16 protein-coding genes and 5 pseudogenes are annotated in these 23,988 nt (G+C 65.8%); 8 read left to right on the top strand and 13 right to left on the bottom strand.

Annotated features, from left to right (window positions below):
• The 3 genes from LPA42_RS19500 to LPA42_RS19490 form a co-directional block, all read right to left on the bottom strand.
• The gene (locus LPA42_RS19500) at positions 1-1,263 is read right to left on the bottom strand and encodes a lanthionine synthetase C family protein (protein WP_077940454.1); all 1,263 of its coding nucleotides are present in this window, start codon (positions 1,261-1,263) and stop codon (positions 1-3) included.
• Positions 1,260-4,289 carry a lantibiotic dehydratase gene (locus LPA42_RS19495; protein WP_077940455.1) on the bottom strand — a complete coding sequence of 1,010 codons (3,030 nt, stop codon included), beginning with the start codon at positions 4,287-4,289 and terminating at the stop codon, positions 1,260-1,262. Before LPA42_RS19495 ends, LPA42_RS19500 begins: the two co-directional genes overlap by 4 nt.
• 110 nt (positions 4,290-4,399) lie before the next feature.
• Entirely contained in the window at positions 4,400-4,534 is a 135-nt protein-coding gene (locus LPA42_RS19490; RefSeq protein WP_016815038.1) for an FxLD family lanthipeptide, read from the bottom strand.
• Between the two features lie 286 nt (positions 4,535-4,820).
• Here LPA42_RS19490 and LPA42_RS19485 point away from each other — a divergent pair, with 286 nt between their 5' ends.
• From LPA42_RS19485 to LPA42_RS19470, 5 genes and pseudogenes are all read left to right on the top strand, one after another.
• Positions 4,821-6,176 carry a transcriptional regulator gene (locus tag LPA42_RS19485; RefSeq protein WP_077940456.1) on the top strand — a complete coding sequence of 452 codons (1,356 nt, stop codon included), beginning with the start codon at positions 4,821-4,823 and terminating at the stop codon, positions 6,174-6,176.
• Between the two features lie 2 nt (positions 6,177-6,178).
• Positions 6,179-6,886, top strand: coding sequence for an SDR family oxidoreductase (locus LPA42_RS19480; RefSeq protein ID WP_077940457.1), 708 nt, complete (start codon positions 6,179-6,181; stop codon positions 6,884-6,886).
• Positions 6,887-6,898: 12 nt separating this feature from the next.
• Positions 6,899-7,135 (top strand): annotated as a pseudogene (locus LPA42_RS34745) (HTH domain-containing protein); the annotation flags it as partial.
• Positions 7,116-7,580: a hypothetical protein gene (locus LPA42_RS19475; protein WP_144082836.1), complete on the top strand. Its 465-nt coding sequence runs from the start codon at positions 7,116-7,118 to the stop codon at positions 7,578-7,580. The pseudogene LPA42_RS34745 and the gene LPA42_RS19475, both read left to right, overlap by 20 nt.
• 138 nt (positions 7,581-7,718) lie before the next feature.
• Positions 7,719-9,232: pseudogene (locus LPA42_RS19470) on the top strand (ISL3 family transposase).
• A 77-nt stretch (positions 9,233-9,309) separates the two neighbouring features.
• On the opposite strand, the pseudogene LPA42_RS19465 reads toward LPA42_RS19470, so the two are convergent.
• From LPA42_RS19465 to LPA42_RS19455, 3 genes and pseudogenes are all read right to left on the bottom strand, one after another.
• Positions 9,310-9,696, bottom strand: a pseudogene (locus LPA42_RS19465) (transposase); the annotation flags it as partial.
• Positions 9,697-9,730: 34 nt separating this feature from the next.
• Positions 9,731-14,602 carry a DEAD/DEAH box helicase gene (locus tag LPA42_RS19460; protein WP_228986765.1) on the bottom strand — a complete coding sequence of 1,624 codons (4,872 nt, stop codon included), beginning with the start codon at positions 14,600-14,602 and terminating at the stop codon, positions 9,731-9,733.
• A 189-nt stretch (positions 14,603-14,791) separates the two neighbouring features.
• A pseudogene (locus LPA42_RS19455) lies at positions 14,792-15,311 on the bottom strand (IS1380 family transposase); the annotation flags it as partial.
• 220 nt (positions 15,312-15,531) lie between these two features.
• Here LPA42_RS19455 and LPA42_RS19450 point away from each other — a divergent pair.
• Positions 15,532-15,891, top strand: coding sequence for a hypothetical protein (locus tag LPA42_RS19450; RefSeq protein ID WP_144082847.1), 360 nt, complete (start codon positions 15,532-15,534; stop codon positions 15,889-15,891).
• A 6-nt stretch (positions 15,892-15,897) separates the two neighbouring features.
• On the top strand, positions 15,898-16,524 hold the full coding sequence (locus LPA42_RS19445) for a hypothetical protein (protein WP_077940476.1): 627 nt from the start codon (positions 15,898-15,900) through the stop codon (positions 16,522-16,524).
• A 4-nt stretch (positions 16,525-16,528) separates the two neighbouring features.
• Here LPA42_RS19445 and LPA42_RS19440 read toward each other — a convergent pair whose 3' ends face one another.
• The 6 genes from LPA42_RS19440 to LPA42_RS19415 all read right to left on the bottom strand — a co-directional run bounded on the left by LPA42_RS19440 (position 16,529) and on the right by LPA42_RS19415 (position 23,191).
• Positions 16,529-17,683 (bottom strand): hypothetical protein, encoded by a 1,155-nt coding sequence (locus tag LPA42_RS19440; RefSeq protein WP_077940475.1) that lies wholly within the window; start codon positions 17,681-17,683, stop codon positions 16,529-16,531.
• Complete coding sequence (locus LPA42_RS19435; protein ID WP_077940478.1) at positions 17,680-18,744, bottom strand: ImmA/IrrE family metallo-endopeptidase; 1,065 nt, start codon at positions 18,742-18,744, stop codon at positions 17,680-17,682. The genes LPA42_RS19440 and LPA42_RS19435 overlap by 4 nt, the downstream gene beginning before the upstream one ends.
• A 432-nt stretch (positions 18,745-19,176) precedes the next feature.
• A complete protein-coding gene (locus LPA42_RS19430) occupies positions 19,177-19,521 on the bottom strand; it encodes a hypothetical protein (protein ID WP_077940474.1) in 345 nt (114 codons plus the stop codon).
• Positions 19,522-19,549: 28 nt separating this feature from the next.
• Positions 19,550-20,611, bottom strand: a complete 1,062-nt coding sequence (locus tag LPA42_RS19425; protein ID WP_077940473.1) for an IS110 family transposase — start codon at positions 20,609-20,611, stop codon at positions 19,550-19,552.
• A 333-nt stretch (positions 20,612-20,944) separates the two neighbouring features.
• A complete protein-coding gene (locus LPA42_RS19420; protein ID WP_077940472.1) occupies positions 20,945-21,679 on the bottom strand; it encodes a transposase family protein in 735 nt (244 codons plus the stop codon).
• A gap of 123 nt (positions 21,680-21,802) precedes the next feature.
• Positions 21,803-23,191: a hypothetical protein gene (locus tag LPA42_RS19415; protein WP_228986764.1), complete on the bottom strand. Its 1,389-nt coding sequence runs from the start codon at positions 23,189-23,191 to the stop codon at positions 21,803-21,805.
• 305 nt (positions 23,192-23,496) lie between these two features.
• Between LPA42_RS19415 and LPA42_RS19410 the strand changes: the two are divergent.
• Positions 23,497-23,676, top strand: a pseudogene (locus LPA42_RS19410) (IS701 family transposase); the annotation flags it as partial.
• A gap of 71 nt (positions 23,677-23,747) precedes the next feature.
• On the opposite strand, the gene LPA42_RS19405 reads toward LPA42_RS19410, so the two are convergent.
• Positions 23,748-23,988 (bottom strand): WD40 repeat domain-containing protein (locus LPA42_RS19405; protein ID WP_228986768.1); only part of this gene is annotated, 241 nt, incomplete at its 5' end.

The raw sequence follows: 23,988 nt of genomic DNA, 5'->3' as shown, positions 1-23,988 counted from the left end.
CTAGTTGATCAGCAGGCTGGTGGCCCAGCGGACGTCGGTGCCGGTCGCGACGGTGTGCAAGGTGAGGGCGATTCCGGCGGGGCCTGCGATCAAGCCGGATCGTGCCGGGGTGGTGTCCGTGGCGTGCTGGATCAGCAGGCGCACGATCTGGGGCAGCTGGTTCTGGAGGCTGGCGGTCCGGGCGTCGGCGGCGGCGTACCAGGCCGTAGCGGCAAGTCCTGCCCAGCCGTGACACAGCGACGGATCGACGATCCGGCTGAGCTGGAGGGGGTCGGCCAAGCAGCGGGTCAGCGTCTCTTCTGCCGCCTCTTGCCGGGCGGCGTCGCCGAGAGCGATTCCCGCTAGCTGCTGGGCGCGGGCGACTCCAGGGGTGCCGTAGCACCAGGACGGCCGCGCCGGTCCGCTCATGGAGGGCTTTCCTGCGTGCAACTCGGCGACGGTGATCTTCTCTGGCCACCACGGGCCCCCAGGGCTCGCCTGCTGCCAGCGGTCGAGCCATGTGCAGATCCGGCGGATCGCCTCCGCGTGCCCCGGCACCCGAATGTCGTGCCGCATCGCCAAGGCCAGGAGAGCCAACGGGCCGGCGATGCCGTGCGCCATGCCAACGTTGGCATGCCCGCCCTGCTCCGAACCTTCGCGATCGGCGGGGTCTGCGCTCCACCAACCCGGCGCGAGCCGGCCCGCCTCGTCGTCGCTCTGCACCGGCTCGGTGAGTCGGACCAGGTACGCCAGCACCCGCCGAAGCAGAGGTCCATGCGGGGCGCGGCGCAGAAGGTGGGCTCCCAGGCCGGTCAGCCCACGGACGAGGTCGAACTCCGACAGCGAGGGCCGGGCCCGCGCTGCGAGCCGTGCCGTGGCAGTGGCCAGGCGGCGTTCCACCAGGTCATCAAGGGCATGATCAAGCGCGTCCAGCGCTGCTGGGCGGGAGCGCGGCATGGCCATGATCAGCGCGTGGGTGACAGCGGGTGCGCCGAACCAGAGCCCGGCTCCGCTGCCGCTGTTCAGCGTGTCAGCGGTAGCGCGTCGTAGCCAGGCATGGACCGGTTCCCACCCACCGTGTCCCGTTTGCGCTCGTACCCCGTGCAGGAGTGCCACCCCGGCAGCACCCCGGGACAGCGACTGGGCGTACCAGCGGGTACTGCGTGGCCCGTAGTCGTCCGCTGCGAAATCCGGAGGCGGCGGCTCGGTCAGGGCGTCGGTGATGCATGCGGCCATCGCCTCTGTCGCCCGTAGCAACGGTGTCCTCAGCGATGTTTCGGTCATCGGGATGCTCCTACGGCGCGAACCCGGCGGCGCACCGCCGCCAGCGCGACATGGCGTGCCAACCGATACGTGAGCTGTTCGGCGTTTTCGTCGGGGCCGAGGGCGCGAACAACATGCAGGTGTATCAGCGACGCGAGCACCGAGGCTGGAGTGAGCGGGCCGGCGACGGCGGACAGTTCGGCGGCGTACCGGTTTGCGGCCCTGGAGCGTTCCTGCCATGCACGCTGGATGGGCTCGGGAAGTTCGCTCGGGTCGAGGGCGACCGCTTGATGCAGCACGTCCCGCTGGACCGGTGCCTGCCCGGTCTGCTCGGGGCGCGCCACCAGCCACTCGCATCCGTCGGTGCGGCTGCCGAGCATCGAGGCGGCCAGGTCGACCATGCTCAGGGCGGTCAGTGCCCGCCGATCGATCCCAGACTCGGGCTGCGCTACCAGCTGTGCCAGGGCTGCGGTGGAGTCGGCGGCGAACAACTTCTCGGCTGCTGCCAGCGCGGTGCCGCAGCCGTAGCGACCGGACTCGGGATGGTAGGTGTCCAGGCTCCAATCGCCGGCAAGGCGCTGCTGTCGGAGCCCGGCGACCCACCGTCCGACCCGTACCGCCGTGTCGCCATAGTCATCGGTGTGCAGTCGTAGTCGAAGATGCGGAGTGGGGCGTTGCATGCGCACGAACCACCACAGCGGCGGCTCGGGCCAGTCGGCGAACAGCGCTGGCAGCCCTCGCATCACCACCAACTCCATCGTTGAGGGCTCGACGGCCACAGAAGCGGACAGCAGGCCGCCGGCACCCGGTATGACCGGCTCGGGGGGAGCGGGCGGCGGCCATGCGCCTCGCGCGGTAACCGCAGCCGGCGCGGCAGCGGGCGCCGCCCTCGAGGCGACGGGCACGACGATCTCGTGGGCGCGGCCGGAGAGCCAACCGAAGTCCTCCGGGCTCGCTGCGTCCACCACGGTTACCGGTCCAGCGCTGGCATCCAGGTGGGCACGAAGCAGGGCACGATCCATGGACTGATCGAGGTTGAGCCGAAGCCGCTGGTCACCGTTGCCGACCTGCACCCATGCTGGCAGCCGCAGCCTCGTGCGCAGCGCCTCCCAGGCGGTCAACCATTCGTCATCGCCTGCGTCCGCACGGGGCAGGGACGTCGGGTCGACGCGCCACCGGGCCGCTGCCAGGAGGACCCGGCCGTACCTCAGCGCGGGTCGAAACGGCAAGCAGGAAGCCGGACCCCAGTCGAACGGTTGCAGCCGGGCATCCGTGGCGCGCGGCAGCTCCAGGAGAAACCGGCCGAGCAGCGGCATCGTGTGTACGGCGGCGGCATGTGCCACTGTCGGCTCCACCACCCGCCGCCGCGACATCGACACCAGCACCAGCCGATCGCGTCCGGCGGTCACACCGAGGTCGTCGAGGCCCAGCACGTTCTCGGCCACGGGTCGGTGCTCGGCCAGGCTGACCAGCCACGGGAGTACCTGCCGGGAGCTGAGCACGTTCTGGGCGTGCAGCTTGCGCGGCGGGAAGCTCAGCTGCGCCGGCATGGCCCCGGCCACCGCGACCGGAAGGTGTGCGAACTCCCGGCACATCAACTCCCGGTCGGCGTAGGGCAGCCCGTCGAGGAAGCGCCCGCTCGTCGCCATCGCCGAGCGGCCCATGCCGGTCAACGCGACAGTGAACAATCCCTGTGTCAGCGCCTCCAGCGAGACCGCGCGGACCTCTGCCGAGACGTCGACGTGAGGGCTGACAGGCCCCGTGGCTCGGCTGGGGCCGGCGAGCCATTCGACGACCGTGTCGTCGAGAACCATCTCACGAGCACCGTCGATCACCACCTGCTGAGCCATCGCGAGCAGGCGCTCGTCACGGCCGGACAGTGGTGCGGCAGGCGCGTCGGCCACAGTGCCGAAGTGATCGGGGAAGCCCAACCCGACGAGCGGATCTACCAGCCGTGCGAGCGGCACTACCGCCGTCATTCCGTAGCGGTCGACGAACCGGGCACGGTACGCACGCCATTCGGGCCGCCCCTCCGGATCTGGTGTCAGCCGTCGTAGCACCTCCACTGATGCCGCGATCTCGGCGGCCACCTGCGCCGGCAGGGCGATCTGATCCGCGAGCTGAAGATCCACCGCGAGCGGCTGGGTGGCCGTTGCCACGCTGCGCATGTGGTCGGCGAGCCCACGAAGGTACGTCGCGCTCCCCGCGCTGGTACCACCTAGACGACCGTGCAGCGAGCGCAGCTCGACCCGAAGGGCTCGCTGTCCCTCAGGAGCACCGTCGAACACCGCATCGAGGGTGTCCAGGACATGCCTGATCGGGTCTGTGCACGTCGATGGTGGTCGGAGAGCTGAGATCAACACGCCGTGGTCCACGAGGCCGGCAACCATTGCGTCAGCGGACGCGCGTGGGAAGCCTGGAAAGGCAGCAGCGACCGTGTCGACCAGCTCATCCCACGGCAAGGGGACACGGGCGAGTGACACCGCTAGCCGCACCGCTGCGGTGTTCCTCACCGAGGTCGAATCCGCACGTGCAGAGGCGTGCGGCCGGCGCACCACGGCGATCCGAGGCCCGTTCACCAGCGCCAGATTGTTCGCCTGCACAGGCAGACGGCGACGCAAGTCGGGCTCAGCTTCAAGGCGCGCAATCAAGGACGCGAGCCAACTCGCGTCCGGACGTACCCGGATCGCCGGCGGCCCTGCCGGCACCACCGCAGGCACCGTGTCGAACCGCAGGGTCGCCACCCCTGAGAACAACCCAAAGGGCGTCGCACGCCGCTGCGCACGGATCAGGTACCGCGCCAACGCCAACGCCATCCGCCACCCGCGGTCCGGAGTAGTGCCTCCTGCGGGGAGGACCGCTTCTACGCGAGCAGCGAACTCAGGGCTGGCGGACCAGACAGCCTCGGCCAGGCCGACCTTCCGCCACGTTGCTTGCAACCAGTCCGCGATACCGGAGGCGTCGCTCCGGTCCGGCCAAGGCGCCGGGCTGTCGGGCCATGAGTGAGCGGCAATGCGGATCGTCGCGGCATCGACCGACCGAAACATGAGTCGTCCTCCTACCGTCACGACGCGCTTCTTCGGGGACATGGCTGGATGTGGGGTGCTGGTTCCGGCAGGCATCGGGGATCGCCTGCCGGAACCAGCGGGGGTGTTGGTCAGCAGTCGCTGCCCTTCACGGTGTCGCAGCCGTCGTCCGTGTCGGCCAGCAGGGCGGCGGCGACCGGACCCTCCGTGACGATCTGCACGTCGAGCTCGAACGGGTCGTTGCTAACGGCGAGCAGGCTGTTCATGGCAACCTCCAATGGGATTGGGATGATGGGTGGGCAGGTAGCCCCCGCAGCTACCAGCACTGCGTCTTGTCCTGCCCGCCGTCACGCCCTCCCCGGCAGTGACGACGAGCAGGCGTCTCAGGAGCGCCAGACGAACGCGATCCGGCAACCACAGCCAACCGCGCTGTGACGCGGTTGACCAGGTCCGGGGCGTAGTCTCGCCGTTGTCTCTCAACGGGCCTTGGCCGTTGATCCTCAGCGGATAAGCGGGCGCGCATTACAGTGCTTACGCATTGAGGAGGCATCGATGGCGTCGCAGCTACCGGCATTAGATCGGGATCGGCTCATTCACCCGCTCAGCGTCGTGCGTGCCGCACGAGGGTGGACGTACCAGGACGTGGTCACTGCGATCGCGAAGCGCAGCCGGAACATGGCCGCCCGACGAGAGAAGGCGTGGCGGTGGGAGCACTGGGGAGTGGTCCCCGATCTCGAAAGCCAGCTCGCTCTCGCCGCAGAACTCGACATTCCGCAGGATCGCGTACGGGAGGCACCATGGCCGCAGTGGCTCCCCGCCGGTGACCCGATCCCGATCTCCTTCGCATGGACCCAGTCGGGCGGACTACAGGCACTCGTCAACGCATTGGAGTACGCACACGTGGACCGCCGTGCCTTCATGAAGATCACAGGCGTGCCCCTGACCGGCATCGCCGAAGCGTGGCTGACCATCGAACCCCGAGAACTCGTCGCCGTCCTACGAGGCGGCCAGGTCACCGCCGACCTGGTCGAACGGATGGAAGAGGGCCTTCCGCGACTACGCTTCCTGGAGGCGACCCGAGGCGGTGACCAAGCCCGGACCCTCATCCACGCCGAACTCGGCATGGTGGTGGATGTCCTTGACCGATCCGCCTACACGGCTGTGGTAGGTCAACGACTGTACGCCTTGGCGGCAGAACTCGGCCGGATGGCCGGCTGGGCATCGTTCGACGCTGGCCTGCACGCAGCGGCGCAGCGCTACTGGATCGCCGCACTACACGCCGCACACGCCGCCGCCGACCAACTGCTGGGAGCCAACATCCTCAAATCGATGAGCCTTCAGTGCTACGACTTCGGCCGCCCCCGAGAGGCGCTGGAGCTGGCGCGAAGCGCCCACGAGGGCGCTAAAGGGGTGACCCCACGCGCCGCCGCGATGCTGGCGCTACGGGAGGCCAGGGCTCACGCAGCGATCGGCGACAGCAAGGCATGCGAACGCCTCCTCAAACAAGCCGACGCCGAGTTTGATCGCGTAACGTCGACCGACACAGAGCCCGCCTTCCTCGGATACTTCGACGAATCCGAGTTCAACGCCCAGGTCGGAACCTGCTACCTGGATCTGGGGCGAACGAAAGAGGCTGACGCGTACCTCAGTCATACGCTGCGGGTGGTCCCAGCCACCAAAGTCCGCGACCGGGCCACGTACGTGATCCGCCGCGCGTCGGTGCAGACCCAACTCGGAGAGGCCGATCACGCCGCGTCGCTCGTCGCGGAGGCGATACCGCTGATCCGTGAGGCGCCATCGGAACGGAACATGCGCCGCGTCGTTCGAGTGCGGCAACGGCTCCCGTTCACCAAGGCCGACCCGCGCGCTCGCGCCCTCGATGACCAGCTCGCTACCCTGGGGGTCTGATCATGGCTGACGACATTAAGGTCGCCGTAGTGACCGGCGCCAACCGTGGGCTCGGCTCAGCCATTGCTCGTGGGCTGGCGGAGCAAGGGTTGCATGTGGTGCTGGCCGGCCGGAACGAGTATTCCGTCGACCGCGTGGTGTCCGAGCTGACGAAGCGCGGACTGTCCGCCAGCGGCCACCAACTCGACATCAACGACCCGGCCAGCGTGGCTCGGGCCTTCGCCGACACCGCCAAGCGACACGGCCGGCTGGACGTGTTGGTGAACAACGCTGGCATCGCGATCGACCGCGGCCAGACCGCAGCGAGCCCCGACTTCGAGCGGGTCCGCAGCGCCTTGGACACCAACCTGCTGGGCGCCTGGCGCTGCTGCGCCGCCGCCGTGCCGGAGATGAAAAAGAACGGCTACGGCCGCATCGTCAACATCAGCAGCCACCTCGCTTCGCTCGCCACCATGGGCGACACAAACGTCTCCTACCGCGTGTCCAAGGCGGCCCTCAACGCGCTGACCCGGGTCCTCGCGGCCGAACTCGCCGGCACCGGCATCCTGGTCAACGCATGCTCACCGGGACGCATGAACACCAGGATGGCGTACGGCGAGACCGACCGGACGCCTGAGGAAGGTGCCGACACACCCGTGTGGCTCGCTACCCTGCCGCCCGACGGGCCGACTGGCGGCCTGTTCGCCAACGGCAGGCCGATCGACTGGTAGAAGACCCACGTCAGCGTCCGCACCATCGACAGCGACATCGAAGAACTCAACACCGCCGGGCTGCCCATCGAGTCCGTCGCCGGCCGCGAAGGCGGCTACCGGCTCAGCGCCGAAAGCCCCGTCGACCCGTTGATCATGGACGCGGACGACGTTACCTCCACGACCACAGCCAACTCCGCGCAACCCTCGCAGCTCACGATGAGCGGCCAGCGCGCCCTACCCATACCTTGTGTCGATCAGCGACGTTGAAGCCGTCGACTCGTCGGCCCTGGAGGAAGCCAATCCGCATCCGACCCTCGATGACCTGCAAGCCGCGCCGCGCGGGGTGAAGAAGATCGCGAGAAATCAGGATTGGAGGAACGAGCCAGGTTCCCTGAAACTCCCAAGCGTCCCGGATTCTATTTGGACGCAGGCTCAGCCAACGCTGATGGTTACCTGCAAATTCATCGAGGGTGTCCTATTCGCTACTCCCGGTAGGTATCGTCTCAAGTTCAGCGACGGCCACGTCCTCAAGAGTCCACTGAATTCGGCTCAGGTCGAGGGCTTTGTAGTCAACGAGGAAGTCGGGATGGCCGCCGTGGTCGTAGAGCCACTGCCTGACCACGTCTTCTGGCCAGCCGAGACTCGCTATTTCCTGCATCTGGATAAATGTCTGGAGTTCCCGGTCGCGATCGGCGATGGGAAGATTCTTTAGATATGTTGGCACCAACTATCCTTCCTCTCTCAACTTGTTGTTGCTTGGGAGTGTGGCGTTTTCGGCTCTGTCTCACATTCGGTGGTGACCGAGGGTGGTTGATGTCGTTGAGACCATGTGTGCGAGATCGATGATCTTATGAAGATGGTGTTCTCGGGGTTGTCCCCGCTGGTGATCGATGACGTCACGGACGAGGGCGAGCGGATTCTGGTGCGGCTCGGACCTCTGAGACGCCTGTGGCCTGTCCGGGCTGCGATGCGGTGACGGGCCGGGTGCACGGGTATCACCAGCGGACTCTCGCGGACGTGTCGGTCGATGCCCGGCCGGTGGTGCTGCGGGTATGCGTGCGCCGTCTGGTCTGCCCGACGCGGGGCTGCCGCCGCACGTTCCGCGAACAGCTTCCGGGTGTTCTGGAGCGTTACCAGCGCCGCACACCCCGACTGATCTCCCAGGTCGCTGCGGTGGGGCGTCATCTGGCCGGCCGGGGCGGCGCTCGCCTGATGTCGGTCCTGGCGATGGTCGTCATGTCCCGACACACCGCCCTGCGGTCGCTGCTACGCGTTCCGCTGCCCGACCGGAGAGTTCCCCGCGTGCTCGGGGTCGACGACTTCGCGCTGTGCCGGCGTCGTCGTTACGCCACCGTCCTGATCGACGCGGTCACCCGTCAGCGCGTCGACGTGCTGCCCGACCGCAAGGCCCACACGTTGCAGACGTGGCTGCGGGAGCATCCCGGTGTCGAGGTGGTGTGTTGGGACTCCTGCGGCGCCTACGTCGAGGCGATCCGCCGCGCCCTGCCCGCAGCGGTGCAGGTAGCCGACCGCTGGCATCTGTGGCACAACCTCGCCGAGGCCGTCCGCAAAGAGGTCACCGCGCACAGCATGTGCTGGGCCGCCGCCGGCCTGCCGCCTCAGGAGGGTAAGCGGGCGGTGACCACCCGGCAGCGGTGGCAGCAGGTCCACGACCTGCTCGACAAAAGAGTCGGCCTGCTCGAATGCGCCCGCCGGCTCAACCTTGGCCTCAACACCGTCAAACGCTACGCCCGGATCAGCGAACCCGAACGCCTGGTCCGCGCACCGTAGTACCGGCCAACCCTCGTCGACCCCTACCGCGAGCACCTACGGCGCCGCCGCCAACAAGATCCCGCCGTCGGCGCCACCCAACTCCTGACCGAGGTCAGAGAAATGGGCTACACCGGCAGCCTGAACCTGCTCTACCGCTACATCACCCAAGGCCGGGTCGAAGCCGACCGCCCAGCTCTGTCGCCCAGGCGTCTGACCCGCTACCTCCTCACCGACCCTGACCAGCTCACAGAACACCCGCGGACGCTCGTCGACGCCCTCACCGCCGCCTGCCCGGAGATGACCGCGCTGACCGGCTTCATCGGCTCGTTCGCCGCGCTCCTCACGCCCGCAGTCGGCAACGACGACCGTCTCGACTCGTGGATCGCCGAGGTCAAGGCCACCGACCTGCCCTACCTGCACACCTTCACCCGCGGCCTCGGCCTGGACCGCGCCGCTGTCAACGCCGCCCTGACCCGTCCGTTCCACAACGGCGGCACCGAAGGCGTCAACACCAAAACCAAACTGATCAAGCGACAAATGTACGGACGCGCCGGGTTCGACCTTCTACGACACCGCATCCTGCTCGGCTAACCGGCACTCACCGTCACCACCGAATGTGAGACAGAGCCGCGTTTTCCGTGTTTGACCGTTGGGTGTGATCGAGATGGTTAGATGGTGCTTCGGTCGCCGTAGGCGAGGATCAGGGCGTTGAGGGCTTTGGCCCAACCGTAGACCCGGCGGGTGATGCTGCTGCCGCCCGGCCGTTTCTGCTGGACGACGAGGTAGAGGACTTTCATCGCGGCCTGCTCGGTGGGGAAGTGCCCGCGTCGGCGGGCGGCCTGCCGGAACCGGGCGTTGAGGCTTTCGATGATGTTGGTGGTGTAGAGGACCTTGCGGACCTCGTGGTCGTAGTCGAGGAACGGCACGAACTGCGGCCACGAGGTGCGCCAGAGTCGGATGACGGCCGGGTACTGGTCGCCGAACTCGGCGGCGAACGCCTCGAGCCGGGCTTCGGCGGCCGCGACGGTGGGGGCGGTGTAGATCTCCCGCAACGCCGGGGTGAGCATGGTTGGCTCAGCATCGCTACCGCTAATCCAAGACATCCAAATCGGGTAAAGTGTCTACTATCTTCATGGTTTCTAGGCTGACGGTCACGACTCTCTTGATCAGGTCCACCACGTAACGCGCATCGTCAGACCAATCGTTCGGGTCGTTGACGATCCCCGAGTCCTTGTCGGTCTTGACCTGGTACCGGTCGATGATCCATTCAATGGCCGCACGGGCGCCGAGTTGGTAGCGGTACGCATCCTCGGGGATGTTGCTGAGGGTCACGCGGTGGTTGTAAAGGATCGTCGACCGATCCACCACACCTTTGGTCCTGGCAAACTTCATCTTGCCAACTCGGTACAGCTCGTTAAGTGGAGTGGTAGATGCGTCGCCCGCAACCGTCTCAACAACACCCTTGTATGGCTCCACACGCTCGTAGCCGACGTGAAGATCGGCAAGCTTGCGGCCGGCCTCCGCGAAGCCGCTGAAGTCGGCCACCTTCGGGATCCGCGGCAGCGACTTCTTTAGATCGGCCGCGAATCGCTCCCGGTACGCAGGCGAGTGCAGCAGGCCGTAGACGTAATAGAAGATGGCGTCCTTCGTGATGCCCGGATTGTTGTAATGCGCCTGATAGTCGCGCAGTGCACCATCGTTAACGTTGTCGATACGCACGTATTCGGCTACGGCGAAGAGGCCGTCCCCATCGCCAAGTCTCTGATAGGAGTAGCGGGGAAAGTGCGGCCCGACGCTCTTAGTGCCAACGGCATGCAAATCGGGAACAGCGTCAAACATCAGCACTGAGAATGGCTCATCTGATCCTGTGCCCGTGGTGTAGAAGCCCAAGTTGTCGTGCTTCATCGTGGGGAAAATTTGAGGAAGGCGGCCAGGTCGATGATTGAGGTCCTGATCGAAGTAAACTGCCTGGCGACTAAAAGGGCGATACGCGCCGACAGTCAAACGCTCCGCATCGTATTCGATTCGCTTGCGCTGAGCTAGCTTGAGGATCAGGCTTGAGGACCAGCTTATCCGCCGAGGGTCACGGTTTATGTACGATTCTGCATCCGCAGCCTTCGGCGCGACGATTCCGGCTGATCTGCAGTGCTGCGTAAAGCCGACGACCTGTTCGTTGTAGAAGCCGATCATCGACTTTACGTTCTCCGCCAGCCGCTCTTGAGAGTAGTTATAGACCCATGCATCGCGGTTAGTCTGGAGCCCAGGAGAGTAGAGGTCAAAGATCGGCATATTTTTGCCCTTTGCGGCCTTATCGCCGATTGCCTGGAACTTTGCGAATCTCTCGTCGCGTTGATTGATCCAGTCCCCATTCGTGTTCGGCGTCAGTCGTTGCCAATCAACCGTGTGCAGGCTTTGGGAGCCGAGGATCCGCAGCTTTTCCTGGCGACTAAGGTAGTTGCCGATATCCCGGTAGTGCAACGCGCATCCCAGGTTTGCATCGCCGCCGTTGCCGCCCTTGATTAAGACCAGGATGGCAACGGTGTTGCGGCTCCCTGAGTCGAAGATCTTGCCGCCTTCTTTGCGAGACAACTCACCGGCAGTGCGCTGATTTCCGCGCAAATTATAGCAGTAGATCTCATCGAACTCGTCAACCAAGGACTTTCGCAGGCCGTCTGCCGTATTGCCGTCAATGTAGCCACCGTTGGAGACGTAAGCGATGACTCCCTCGTCTTTTAGTCGATCGGACGCCCATCGAATCGCTCGAATGTAGGAGTCGTAGAGAGAGTTTTTGTTGGTGGCAGTCGAGAGCGCCGCGTACGTTTGCTTGATGCGCCCGTCAAGGGCCTCGTATTTCAGATTCTGGTTGTTGTCGTTCTGATTTTCCTGGCCCTTCGAGTAAGGCGGGTTGCCGATGACGACGGTGATGTTCTGCTTCTGTTGTCTCTTGGCGCGTTCGCTGTTGCCTTCGAGGACGTCCATCCCGTCCAGCTTCGCAATACCCTCGGCGAGCTGGAAGGTGTCCGTCAGGACGATGCCTTCGAAGGGGCGATAGTCGCCGCCGGCCAGTTCATGGAAGGCAGCCTCGATGTTGACGGCAGCGATGTAGTAGGCAAGCAGCACGATCTCGTTGGCATGCAGCTCGCTCGCGTATTTGCGGAGCAAGTCTTCTGGCTTGATGAAGCCGGACTGGAGAAGGCGGACCGGGAATGTGCCGGTGCCGACGAACGGGTCGATGATCTGGACGCCCTCGTCCGACAGCGAGCGACCGAAGTGCTTGTTCAGCGCCTGCTCGGTCGAGCGGATGATGAAGTCGACCACCTCGACGGGGGTGTAGACGATACCGAGGGCGTCAGCGGTCTTCGGCAGGGCGGTCTTGAAGAACTTGTCGTACAATTCGACGATAACGCGCTGGCGGCCCTCGTGGTTGTCGATGCCCTCGGCGCGGACTCGCACCGACTGGTAGAACTCCTCGAGCTTCTTGCTCTCGGCGTCAAGCCCTTGATCGTCGAGGATATCGAGCATCCGCTGCATGGCCTTGGAGACCGGGTTGTGCTCGGCGAAGCCGTAGTCCTTGAACAACGCGTCGAAGACCGGCTTGGTGACGATATGCTGGGCCAGCATGTCGATAGCGTCGCTCTCGTTGACGCCGGGGTTGATGTTGACGCGGAGTTCGCCGAGGAACTCCTCGAAGGCGCTCCGCTTCTCTGGAAGAGTCAGCGCGGCCTTGATCCGGGTGACGTGACGGTCGGCGATTTGGGCGATGTCCCTCGCCCAGTCTTCCCAGTACTGCCGCTGGCCGACCTTGTCGACGATACGGGCGTAGATCGCCTCTCGCCAGTCGGTGACGGAGAAGAGCGCTTCCTGGATGTGCTTGGCGCTCTGGGCTTCCTTTGCCTTGGCGGCTTCGGCGCTGTCGGCTGTGCTCGATCCGTCGCGGTCGCCGAACGACTCGTCACCTGGGCCGATGCTGCCGATGCCGATCTTGTTGTCGGGCTTGTTCTTGTTCAGCTCGATCTGGTTGACCGTTGCGTTGAAGCGGTCGTCGTGGGCGCGTAGCGCCTGGAGTACCTGCCACACCGTCTTGAAGCGTTGGTTGTCGGCGAGCGCCTTCTCCGGGGCCATACCGGCGGGGATGGCGACCGGCAGGATGATGTAGCCGTAGTTCTTGCCTGGCGCAAGGCGCATGACCCGCCCGACGGATTGAACGACGTCCACCACCGAGTTGCGGGGGTGAAGGAAGAGGACGGCGTCCAGGCTCGGGACGTCCACGCCCTCCGAGAGGCAGCGGGCGTTGGAGAGGATGCGCGCGTTGGCCGGGCCCGGGTCCTGCTTCAGCCAGTCGAGCAGCTTGTTACGCCGCAGCGTGTTAAACGTGCCGTCGACGTGCTCGACCTCGCAGCGCAGCACCTCGTCGTCGGCGTCGTCGTAGGCATCGACCACCTCGGTGAAACGCTTGGCGATCGCCGTGGAGTCTGCAATTGAGCGGGCGAACGCGACAGCCCGTTTCATGGGCGCCTCACCCTCGGCGAACCCGGAGCCGTCGGCGAACGTGCCGGTGCGTTTCGCCATCGCGTTCCAGCAGCCGATGATCTTCGCGGCGTCGTCTAGCCTCAGCTCGGAGCCCCCGCCGGCAAGGCCCTGCTGCAGCGTCTTGGCGACCCTGCCCTCGTCCACGGTGAGGATGAGAACCCTGTAATCGGTGAGCAGACCCTGCTCGACGGCTTTTCCGAAGCCTAGCCGATGGAACTCAGGGCCGTACGTGGCTTCGTCGTCCATCGAGGCCAGCAGCGCGTCGGCGTTGCGCGCCTCGGACTTGGTGTCCTCGTTGTAGATCCGCGGGGTTGCGGTCATGTAGAGGCGGCGGTCGCCGCCGAGGTAGGTGTCGTCGTGGACCCGGACGAACGACGACTCGTCGTGGCCGGCCAGCGTGACACCGGTTGTGCGATGGGCCTCGTCGCACAGGACCAGGTCAAAGCGGGACAGACCCCTGCGCTGGGCCGCCGCCACGGTGCCGATGGACTGGTAGGTGGAGAAGACCACGGTCAGCCCTGGCTCAGCCTCAACGCTGGCCATTTGTTCGATCAGGCGATCGGGGTCGGTGGTGGCAGGCAGGGCCAGGTCGTAGGTGGCCATGTCGTTGTCGTCGCCCGTGGCGGCCCGCTGCTTTCCGACCTTCGTGTCCGAGCACACCGCGAACGCCCGCAGCGGCACCTCGGACTCGTACGACCATTCCCGCAGGCTCTGCGACAACAAGGCGATGGAGGGCACCAGGAAGAGCACGGAGGTGTGCTTCGCCTCTCCAGCGACCGCCCGCTCGCGCTGCAGCCGTTCGGCGATCTTCAGGCTAGTGAACGTCTTGCCGGTGCCGCACGCCATGATCAGCTTGCCACGGCTGTGTTTGGCGAAGCGGGCGAAGACATCGTCAATCGCTTCACGCTGATGGGGGCGGATATCGTGCTTCTGTCGCAGCGTCATCTCGACGCGGTCACCGAGGGTAGGCATGTGCCACTGCACCGGGCTCTGCGCGATCTCGTCGAGTCCGATCCGCGTGACCGGAACCTGCTGATCGGCGAGCGCCGCCTCAGCGTGAACGTTCCACTTGTCGGTCGTCGAGATGATCAAGCGGCGGGTGAAGCCACCCTTCCCGGAGGCGGTGAAGAAGGAGTCGATGTCTGCCTTCTCGACGGTGTGGTGCGGCTCGTAGAACTTGCACTGGATGGCGCAGTAACCACCCGTCTCCCGGTCCTGCGCGACCAGGTCGATGCCGACATCCCGCTTGTCGTGTGCCGTCCCCGGCCAGTCGGCCCACATCCACACCCGGCTGAACTGCTCGGTCCACTGCGGGTCGGTGCTCAGGTACTGAAGCATCAACTCCTCAAAACCGGTGCCACGATCACGATTGCTCGATGAGCGGTCGCGGATCGCCTTGATGACGTCGTGCACGGTCGTGGTCGTCGTCACTGCGCTTCGAATCCCGTCACAGTTGTCGGCGGGCCGTCCGCCCGCCGGAAGGAGCACCCGGAGGTACGCGACTCTACCGTCACCCATCGCTGCCCGGGGAACCCTGCGGCAGTGACCAGAGCCAGCGGGAACCATCGAGGCCGTAGCGTGGGCGTACGGCGTGCTCGGCCGTCGCATGGAGTGAGGACAACTCCTCTTCCAGGTTCCGAGTTGCGGATTCTTCTCGAAGTGGCAGAGCGCGGTAGTGGCGTCGATGTCCAGGACCAGACCAGCGACGTGCCGGCCTGCCACGGTCACCGTGGGCAGGTCGCCGTGGACCTCGGCGCGCTGGGCGCAGGCGATCTCACGCGCTTGGGCCCCAGCAGCTCTCGGATCGTCCAGCATCGTTCGTCGAGCTGTGACAACAGCCGCCATGCATTCGGGTCAGACGCGACCGACCCCGAACAGGCCGGCCTGGTTGCGCAGTACCGCAGGATCGGAGATGGCTTCGCCGCCGTCAGCGAGCATCGCCGCCACATCGACCGCAATCCCTGACCGGGTCAGGACCGCCCCGGCGATGCCGCAGCCCGGCCAGGAAGCGGCTGAGTGCACTGGCCAGGCCGGTCGTGCCGGCGACAAGATCGGTGAGTAGTCGGGTGCGGGTGTGACCTACCACGCCTCGTTCGCCTCTGGTCACCGTGATCCTCGGATGTGTTGCGGTACGGGTCACCCAGCAAGTGACTTCCGCGGCAGGAACATCGGACCCTTGGCAGGTTCTATCCTGCCTGATCAGGAGGCACTTCTTCGTTCCCAACCCACCTCTTGGGCAGCCTTCAACGGCGAGTCGGGCATAGTGGGCGAAAACCTGCATACATGGATGTAAGCCGGGGCTGCCTGTATGAATGGACCTGGGACTGGATTATGAAATACATAATCTGTAATCTGCCTACATGCGTCAGCTGCGGCCACGCAACGAGCGCTGGTTGTCGGCGTGTCTGTTCGGGAATCAGCACAAGCTTGAGCTGCTCGGCGCCCTGGCCAGCGCGGTGGACGGCCGGATCAACCTCACCGAGGTGGCGAGAATCCACGGGGTGGCGCCGGCCGTGTACTACGCGCCGGTCAAGGACCTGATGGGCCTTGGACTGCTTGATCGCATCGCAAGGGTTCCCGGGGACCGCCGGCAGTGGTACCAACGGTGCGGTAGCGAACAGGTGTGGGCTGCCATCGGTTCACTCGTTCATAGTTTGCGGGACTTTGTACCGGCAACATCACAAACGCGGGGCCCAGCGGCTTCCGTGTCAACGACGTGAGGCAGGGTGAAGATCATGATCGGCACAGCAGAGGCTCTGGCAGATGCGGTCAAGGCTGCTTCGACCGGGGAACCGAAAGCCGACCTCTGCTGCAAGCTCGTGCCAATCCTCCGTACGCAAGCCCTGCTCGTGCATCGCCTAGACCAGCAAGAAGTCGACAGACGGGCAACGAGGCAGATGGGCGCCATCTCCTCGCCGGACGTGCTGAATCTGCTGCTGGACCTGCCGCTGCACATGCCGGTGCCGATCACGTCCCTGACCCGGTGGGAACGAGCAGCCCTCCGGCGTGCGCCGCGAGGGGCAGTATCAATCGTCAACGGCGAGATCGTCCGGGAGGCCGTACCTCCAGTAGCGGTCGACCTCGCCTTGGTCTCCGTCGCCGCGCGGGCCTGGCGCGTCGGGCTAGAGATAGCGGGCCGGTTCGCGCCTTTCTGCGCCCGTGCGATGGTGCTGAACCGGCGACCCGCAGACCCGGACGAGGTGCGGCTACAGGCCAACTTCTATGGCATTGGTGTCGTAGTAGTGGATCAAGCCGGGACCGAGGTTCTAGCGGAGCCGGCAAAGTTCCGCCGTCAGCGGTTCACTGCTGCGGGCTGGCAGTTCCTTGAGAGGGCTTACCACCAGGTGGTATGAACTTTCAGCCGCCGGTGGACGAGACCTCGGACGACAACGGCAGCTCGGCCATCTTGGCGAGAGGCTTCGATGGCTTGAAGGCGCCCGGCTGCTCAATGCGCCGACTCTCGCGCTTCTGCGCCTCAACTGCTGCCCTGCAGTGGCCCTTCCACCAGACCTGGCGCTCATCGGCTGTCGCGTGGTCGAAGAGATCATCGAGCGTGCTGGTCCACACGGCACCGTTGTGGGCCTGAGCGGCGGCTCGGACCTCGCCACGACGGCTGTTGAACGAATCCAAGCTGCGGTCGCCACACGCCGCGCAGTAGCAGCGGGGAGCAGCGCAGTTTGCGTACCTCTCCGCGATGTACTCGCCCACGCTGTAACGCAACATCTCGGGGATGAACACCGACGGGGTGTGGTTGAACGGCCGCCTCGCCTCCGGCTCCTCAGACGGCGGAACGACGTGCCGCAGCGAACCACCCGCACCGATCACCGCGAACGCGGCCCCGAACGCCATACAGTCGAACGCCGTGAGCTGATCCCCCAACCACAACCCAAGATTCGGCACCTCACCCACGAGGGCCCGGAGGTTCTCGGTCGCCTTCGCGAAGCTCGCCATGGGGTTGCCCTGGCCGCCGAGCGCGATGGCCTTGACGGCCTGGATCCGACGCAGTCCAGCGGTGAGCTTGCCGAGGAACTCCGGGCGAAGCCAGGCGGCGTCGACAGCCACCGGAATGATCACGTCATCCCGCTCGACGGCCTGCGCCGCCCTCACCAACCCATTGAAGGCGCTCATATCCCCAGCGTGGATGAACCGCGAGGGCGCAACGGCAAGACTGGCTCCCCGATCGAACTGGTCCTGCAGAACGGTGTCGAGGTCGCCGCCGAACAACTGGCCCGTCGGCAGATCGAACGGCTCCTCCTCGGTCGCCGCCTGGGTGCGATAGGCACCCGGATCAGCCAGCAGCAGCCCTTCGTATCCATCGCGTCGAACCTTCGCGGCGACGAGGCCGGCCTTTGGCCCGCATAGCCCGTAACCACTACGGGTCTCATGCAGGTACTGAGGAACGGTCCCGCCGTGCCGTGGCGACGCGAACAGCAGGACGCGACCGTATACAGCCTGGGCCGCAGCAGCCGGCTGGGCAGGCGCGGGGGACGACCAGACGGGAGGTTGGGTCATCGATTCACCTCACGATATGTATCGACGTCACCCGCCTGGTACAGGACCTCGAACTCCTCAGGCAGAAGCCCAGCGAGGGCCGAGATCTTGTCGACACTCAGGCCGACGTCCTTCTTCAAGCGGGTAACGACGTTAGACACCATGTACGGGTACTCACGCTCGACATCCCCAGGCTCCTGAGTGCGGTACCCCAGCGCGGACATCTCGACCATGACATTGCGGTACTGCCAGTCAGTGATCACGCCCAGCCCGGCGGCGCGACGCGCGATAGCCGCCATCGACACACCCCACTGGTTCTTCAGCTCGACCAACCGGTTCAGGTCCAAGCGGCCCTTCAGCTCCGTCCTGACGTTGGCAGCCGGAAGGAGGAACTCGCTGGCGAACTCGTCGGCCTGGCGCTCCTGAAGGGAGGTAGCACCAGGCTGGTCATGCATGAACACGTGACCCAGCTCGTGAGCCAAGCTCCACCTAAATCGATCAGCGGGCGCCTGCGCGTTAAACAGGAACAACGGCGCTTCACCGTCCGCCCACTGGGTCACCGCGTCCAACTCGCGAGTCCCAAGGTCCCGAACGAGTACCAGCCCGCCCGCCTCCTCGATCAGCTCGACGAGTCGAGTAACCGGCCCGCCCGCGACTCCCCACTCCTTGCGGACAGTAATCGCCGCGTCGGCAGGGGTATTGAAGTCATCCAGCTCGATGCGCCGAAACGAATGGTCCTGTGGCACGTCGGCCGCGCTCCACAGCGCCCGTACCTGCATCCGAGAGAAGGCCAGCTCCGCGTGAACACGCCTCAAAGTCGGGGCGCCGAGTGAGGCGCGCTTGCGGTGGTGAACCAGGCCGACCCCGACACCGTGCACATCGGGGTCGGCGCACAAGACGGTCACCGGGTACCGCACCGCCTGCGCGTACAACTCCAACCTCTGGCCCGTCACCGCCAGCCGTCCAGCCTCGGCCTTGCTGACATACCCCTGCGAGACCTGCATACCGTCCGCGAGGCCACTCATCCGGCCCGCCACTTCGGCCTGCGTCATGCCACGCGACTCCCGGGCCAACACGAGCATGGTCGGCTGAGCGGCTACATCCCCGTCCATCCACCACCCCCACATTGGCCCGATCCTCGGAGCACCCTACCACTCCCGCCCCAGGTGACCCAGTTAGAGTACTACGTCTAGCACCGCGTACGCACACCCCAGATTATTCCATTCGGCTGTTGAGTGGCCGACCCGTCGGGCTGCGCGGCTACTCCAGTGGTGGCTGGGAGATTCGGTGTCTTCGCTGGCAGTAGGCTGTTCTGGCGCGGTGCTAGTGCCGACGTCGCCATCGTGATCACCGATGACCACGCGGACGTGTTGAGGAGCCGTTGCATCCGGTCCGGCGTGGTGTCGCCGGCGGCCTCGGCCAGGGGGCGGTTGTCCTTGCTCGCCAGTAGCAGCAGCAACCCCAACCAGAACTCAGCGCCTGCCGGCGCGGCTCGGGTCTGCTGCACCTGTCACCTATCGGTGCAGCAGACCCGCCAAGTCGCGGGTGGGTCGATACCCATGCTTGCCGAGGTTGCGCTGCTGCCACGTCCGGGCCGCTGCGCGCACGACAGTGAAGCGCCCGACCACCAGTTCCCGCTCGATGTGGCTGTACGGCTCGACGGTCTCGTCGAACTGAATGGTGACGCCGCTTGGCGGTGCAACCCGGATGCGGTGCTCGTCAACACGGCCGAGCCCGACGTGGAGCACTCGGTGGCGGTCCTTCCGGGCCAGCTCGTTGACCCACCAGGTCAGATTGCTCTCAGGGCCCCATGGGGACTGGTAGGGCTGCGACTTCTCAAGCGCCTCAATGATCTGCACCGGCAACATTGAGATGCTTCTATAGCTGTCAAGTGGTGCTGGTGGCTGGGTGGGCGCCGTTCAGGGTGCGGAAGAGTTGCCGGCTGATGTAGCGCTTGAGGCTGCGCATGATCTCGCGTTTGGTGCGTCCTTCGCGGGTGCGGCGGTTCACGTAGTCGCGGGTGCGAGGGTCGTGGCCCATGCGGACCAGCGCGACGGTGTAGAGCGCTCGGTTGAGGCGTCGGTCGCCGCCGCGGTTGAGCCGGTAGCGGGTGGTATTGCCTGATGAAGCCGGTAGCGGTGACGCGCCGGCCAGGGCAGCGAACGCGGCTTCGGAGCGAACGCGGCCGGGGTGGGACCAGGCCAGCAGAACGGTGGCGGCGACGACGGCGCCGACACCTGGCAGGGCGAGCAGTTGTGGCGCTTGCGCGGTGACAGCTTCGTGCAGCGCGGTGTGGTTGGCGGCGAGTTCTGCGTCGAGAGCGCGGATGCGACGCGCCAGCCGGATCGCCTCGACGCGGCAGACGGCCAGGGTGGCGTTGTCGCTGCGGGTGCGCCAGGCCGCGACGGTGGCGATCGTCGTGGTGGTCAGGGCGCGGCGGGCGTCGATGCCGAGGTCGACGGTGCGTAGCAGCGCGGTCAGCGCGTTGACCGCGCGGGTGCGTTCGCCGCTCATCTGTTCGCGAGCCACTGTCAGGACGCGCAGGGCTGTGCGATCGCCGCCGGCGCGTGGCCAGCACAGTTCGTTGATGTCGAGGCTGCGAGCTGCTTGAGCCATCGCGACGGCGTCCACGGCGTCGCTCTTGCCACGGCGACGCCGGGTGGTGGCCGCAACGTCGGGGGCCTCGGCGACGGTCAAGCCGGCTGCAGAAAGCTGCTCGGTGAAGGTGGCGCCGTAGGAACCGGCGCCGTCGATGACGATCAGCGTCGGCGACTGGTGGGTGTGGCGTTCGATCCAGTCGACGGCACGGCGCAGCCCTGACGGGCTGGTCGGGAACTGAGCCTGCTGCCCGACCGCGCCGGTGCCAGCGGTGATCAAGGCGAGCGTGTGGGAGGCGGCGTGGGTGTCCACACCGATGACGAAGTCGTACTGGTCTGCAACGATGGCCATTGCGGCGTACTGCCTTCCCGGAAGACGTCGTGACGGCGTCGGCCCGGGCTGTGTGCTCTCGCGGCAGGACTGTGATGAGCCACGATCCGCTGCAACGGACCGGGCAAGCTTCTGATCAAGCCACCGAGAGGGACAGGGCCGGCGCCCGACCGCAGACCGGATGGGCAGATCTCACTGAGAGCACCTCGTGGGGCCACCATTTTCATGAGCCACACCCAGCCGCGATCATGACGCTGACCCTGCCAGCCAGCCCCAGGCCAGCCAACACCTACCTTCACAGCCTTTTCATCCTGGGTAGCGGTTGGCTTCGACGTGGTGCAGAACGAGGATGGCCTACACGATCGTGGTCGCTCGTCGTGGGCAGCAGCGCAGCTTGGCCAGGATCTTCCAGGTCTTGAGGGTGGCGATCGCGCGTTCGCCCCGGGCGCGGATCGTCGCGTGGGCGCGGTTGACGGCCTTCTGCCGGCGTGACAGCTTCGGCCGGAAGCGGCGCCGCTTGAACGGCGTGCGCACGCTGCCGCGGGCGCCCTGGTAGCCCTTGTCGGCGAAGGCCATCACGTTCGCGCTGCTCAGCACGTCGATTATGCCGTGGGTTCGGGCTGCGGTCAGGTCGTGGACCGAGCCGGGCAGTGCCGGCGAAGCCCAGATGAGGCGGCCGGCGGCGTCGGCGATGACCTGAACGTTCATGCCGTGGTGCTTGTGTTTCCCGGAGTAGTACGGCTTCTGGTCGGCGACCCGGTCGATCGGAATCAGGGTGCCGTCCAGGATCGCGTACGCCAGTCGGCGGATCCGGTCCATGGCGGTGGCCAGGTCATCGGCGGTCGTCGCGAGCAGGGCTATCGCTTCCTGGACATACCGCCAGGCGGTGCTCACGCCGACGGTGAATCCGGCAGCGAGGCGGGTGTAGGTGTCACCGTTGCGCAGGTGAGCCAGGGCGAGCAGTGCCTGCCGTCCCGCGTCGAGGCGCCGCCACCTGGATCGGCGCTGGTGGCGGTGGCTTCGGATGCGGTCGGCCAGGTGGTTCAGGGTCCGGCTGGACAACGAGATCGTGGACGGGTAAGACAGCACAGGCGAGGCTCCCGGTCGGGGCATCGGGTTTTGGTCGATTTGCTGTCTTACCTGGGGCCTCGCCCTCATCGACCCCGGGCTACGAACGCCATCCCTGACCTGCGGGATCAGGTTGGAAAAGGCTCATTGCTTCCGTGATCGAGATCGGCGATTCCTGGCTATTCGTGGTGTGCGGTCGATTCCCGCAACCACCGAGCGTCCGGCTTCGAGACTCGCGGCAATCTGTTGCCCGACGTAGTCGCTTCCGCGCCCCCGACTGCCGATCCAGCCGGCACCGAGAAGTTCGGCGAACGTAGTGTTGTTCAGGTAACGGGGCACGTTTCCAAAGGTCATGCAGACGCCGCCGCGTGGTCCCTGGCACAATGGTGAGGATAGCAGTGTCTCGAAGTGCTCCCGGCTGAGGTACATGCCCGTGATCAATTCGATCGAGTCTTGGACCACGGTCTGGGGCGCGCAAAGCTTAACCATGCAAGGCGTGGACAGTAGCCGCACATCGTCGCTGGGATCAATGTCGTGCTTGCGGCATTCCTCATCGACCTGCGCCATGCGCTCGAGCTCGCTGGACAGGTTGTGGTCTGGTCGATATACCAGGTCGGCCTCTGGCCGCATTCGCTTGTATTGAATCATCACAAAGCTGTCATGGGCGACGTTGTGGTAGATAAGGTCAATGCCCATCTCGTGCTCGGCGTCGCTGCGGTTGGCGTTGAAGATCTCCATCCGCTTGAAGCCGTCGGTGAAGGTGCGCCATCCAACTCGCTGGTCATGGAGCCGGAACCAGTCCTGAAACGGCACGCGATCAGCGTCGTGGTTGATCAGCTGGTCCTCGGTGATCTTTCCGAGCTGGAGCGATTCTTCCCTAGGATCTTCCGGGTTCAGTTCCGGTTCCGGGTCAGTTCGGAGCTTCTGATATCTCAACGTCTCGATCGACGGCAGCACCACTTGATCGGGACCTGGTTCGATCATCGAAGCGCCAGAGACACCTGCGATGAACGGGGTGCCGGCCGGCTGAGGTACGTACTGGCGTAACTCGCTGCGGTCCATGCCGCGCGCCATAAGCAATACGCCGGTGCCGTCCTTCTGGAGACCCTGCAGCTCCCCGGCCGTGCCTGCGGTGACACTGTCAGAGATGCGACGTACGAGCCGAGCGATGACCGGCTTCAAGTCCGGTGACTCAGCGACAAGCGCGTCAAGCAGCCGTCGTCCCCGGGCTTCGGTGATCGGGCCGTCCTGCGACACCGCATCGGCGAACCCGCCGAGCCTGTCTTTGATTCGGGTTACGTGGATCTGTGCGCTGGTCGCGGTGACGTCCTCGACGTCGACATTCCGTTCGTAGGTCGCGGCCTGGCGACCCCGGTGCACCAAGCCGACGCCTACCACGGTCAGCTCGTTCCCGCTCTCGGCCAAGAGAACGCCGACGTGCCAGCGATTCGACTCCCAGGGAAAGATCCGGTACGCGAACGATCGCATCGCCGCGTCAGGTGAAGGACGTTCCCGGAACAGGCGGTCGTACATCACCTGGCTACAGCGAAGCACCGCAACTCTTAGCACTCAGGCAATCTGCCATATCGCTACGACTCTCCGCAGCCCTAGGCGGTCGCGCCCAGGCAGACTGACTGTTCCCTCGATCGGCCCTGCCCCCGCGCCCCAGGTGCTCGGATGGCTGAAGTGCCTACCGCGATCCGCCGGCTTGGTTGTGAAGCCGACTCCCCGGATCGATGACCTGCTCGCACCGCGAGGTCGGCGGCCTAGTACTGCAACGGCAGTAGGCGAATCCCCTTCGGGTTGGGTTCGTTGGTCAGCTCGTGACGGACGTTGGTATCGATCGTTGGCATGCGGTGTCGGACCAGCTCCATGCTCGGATCGGGGTGCGGTTTCGCCGGTCGGAGCCGTGTCGGCGGGCACGGCAGTACCTGTGTGGGCTGGTCTCGGGCTTGGCCCGCAAGAACGGGTGGACCCTGGCTGAGCAGGCCGGTGATGTGTCGCCGGGGGGATCTGAACCCCCATACCCCGCATACCTGCCGAAACAGGTATGCATGCGTCGGAGGGTAAAGCCCGGTAGCCCCAGCGGTCAAACAGAGACGCCCTTGTTGAATGCGGACGTCCATGTCAGGGCGCACGCGTCGTTGCCGGCGGTGACGAGCAGGGTGATGCCGTCCGGCCGGGTCCAGGTAGCCGCTGCGCTCACGGCGTCGGTGTGGCCGTGGAGCTCGCCGGCGGGTTGCAGGCTGTTGGGGTCCCACAGCCGCACTACCCTGTCGCCGCCGGCGGTGACGAGCAGGATGGTGCCGTCCGGCCGGGTCCACGTCCCC

It is taken from the genome of Micromonospora sp. DH13 (assembly GCF_020873825.1).
In the GTDB taxonomy this organism is placed as follows: domain Bacteria; phylum Actinomycetota; class Actinomycetes; order Mycobacteriales; family Micromonosporaceae; genus Micromonospora; species Micromonospora haikouensis.
This window is presented reverse-complemented; position numbering and strand designations above follow the sequence as displayed.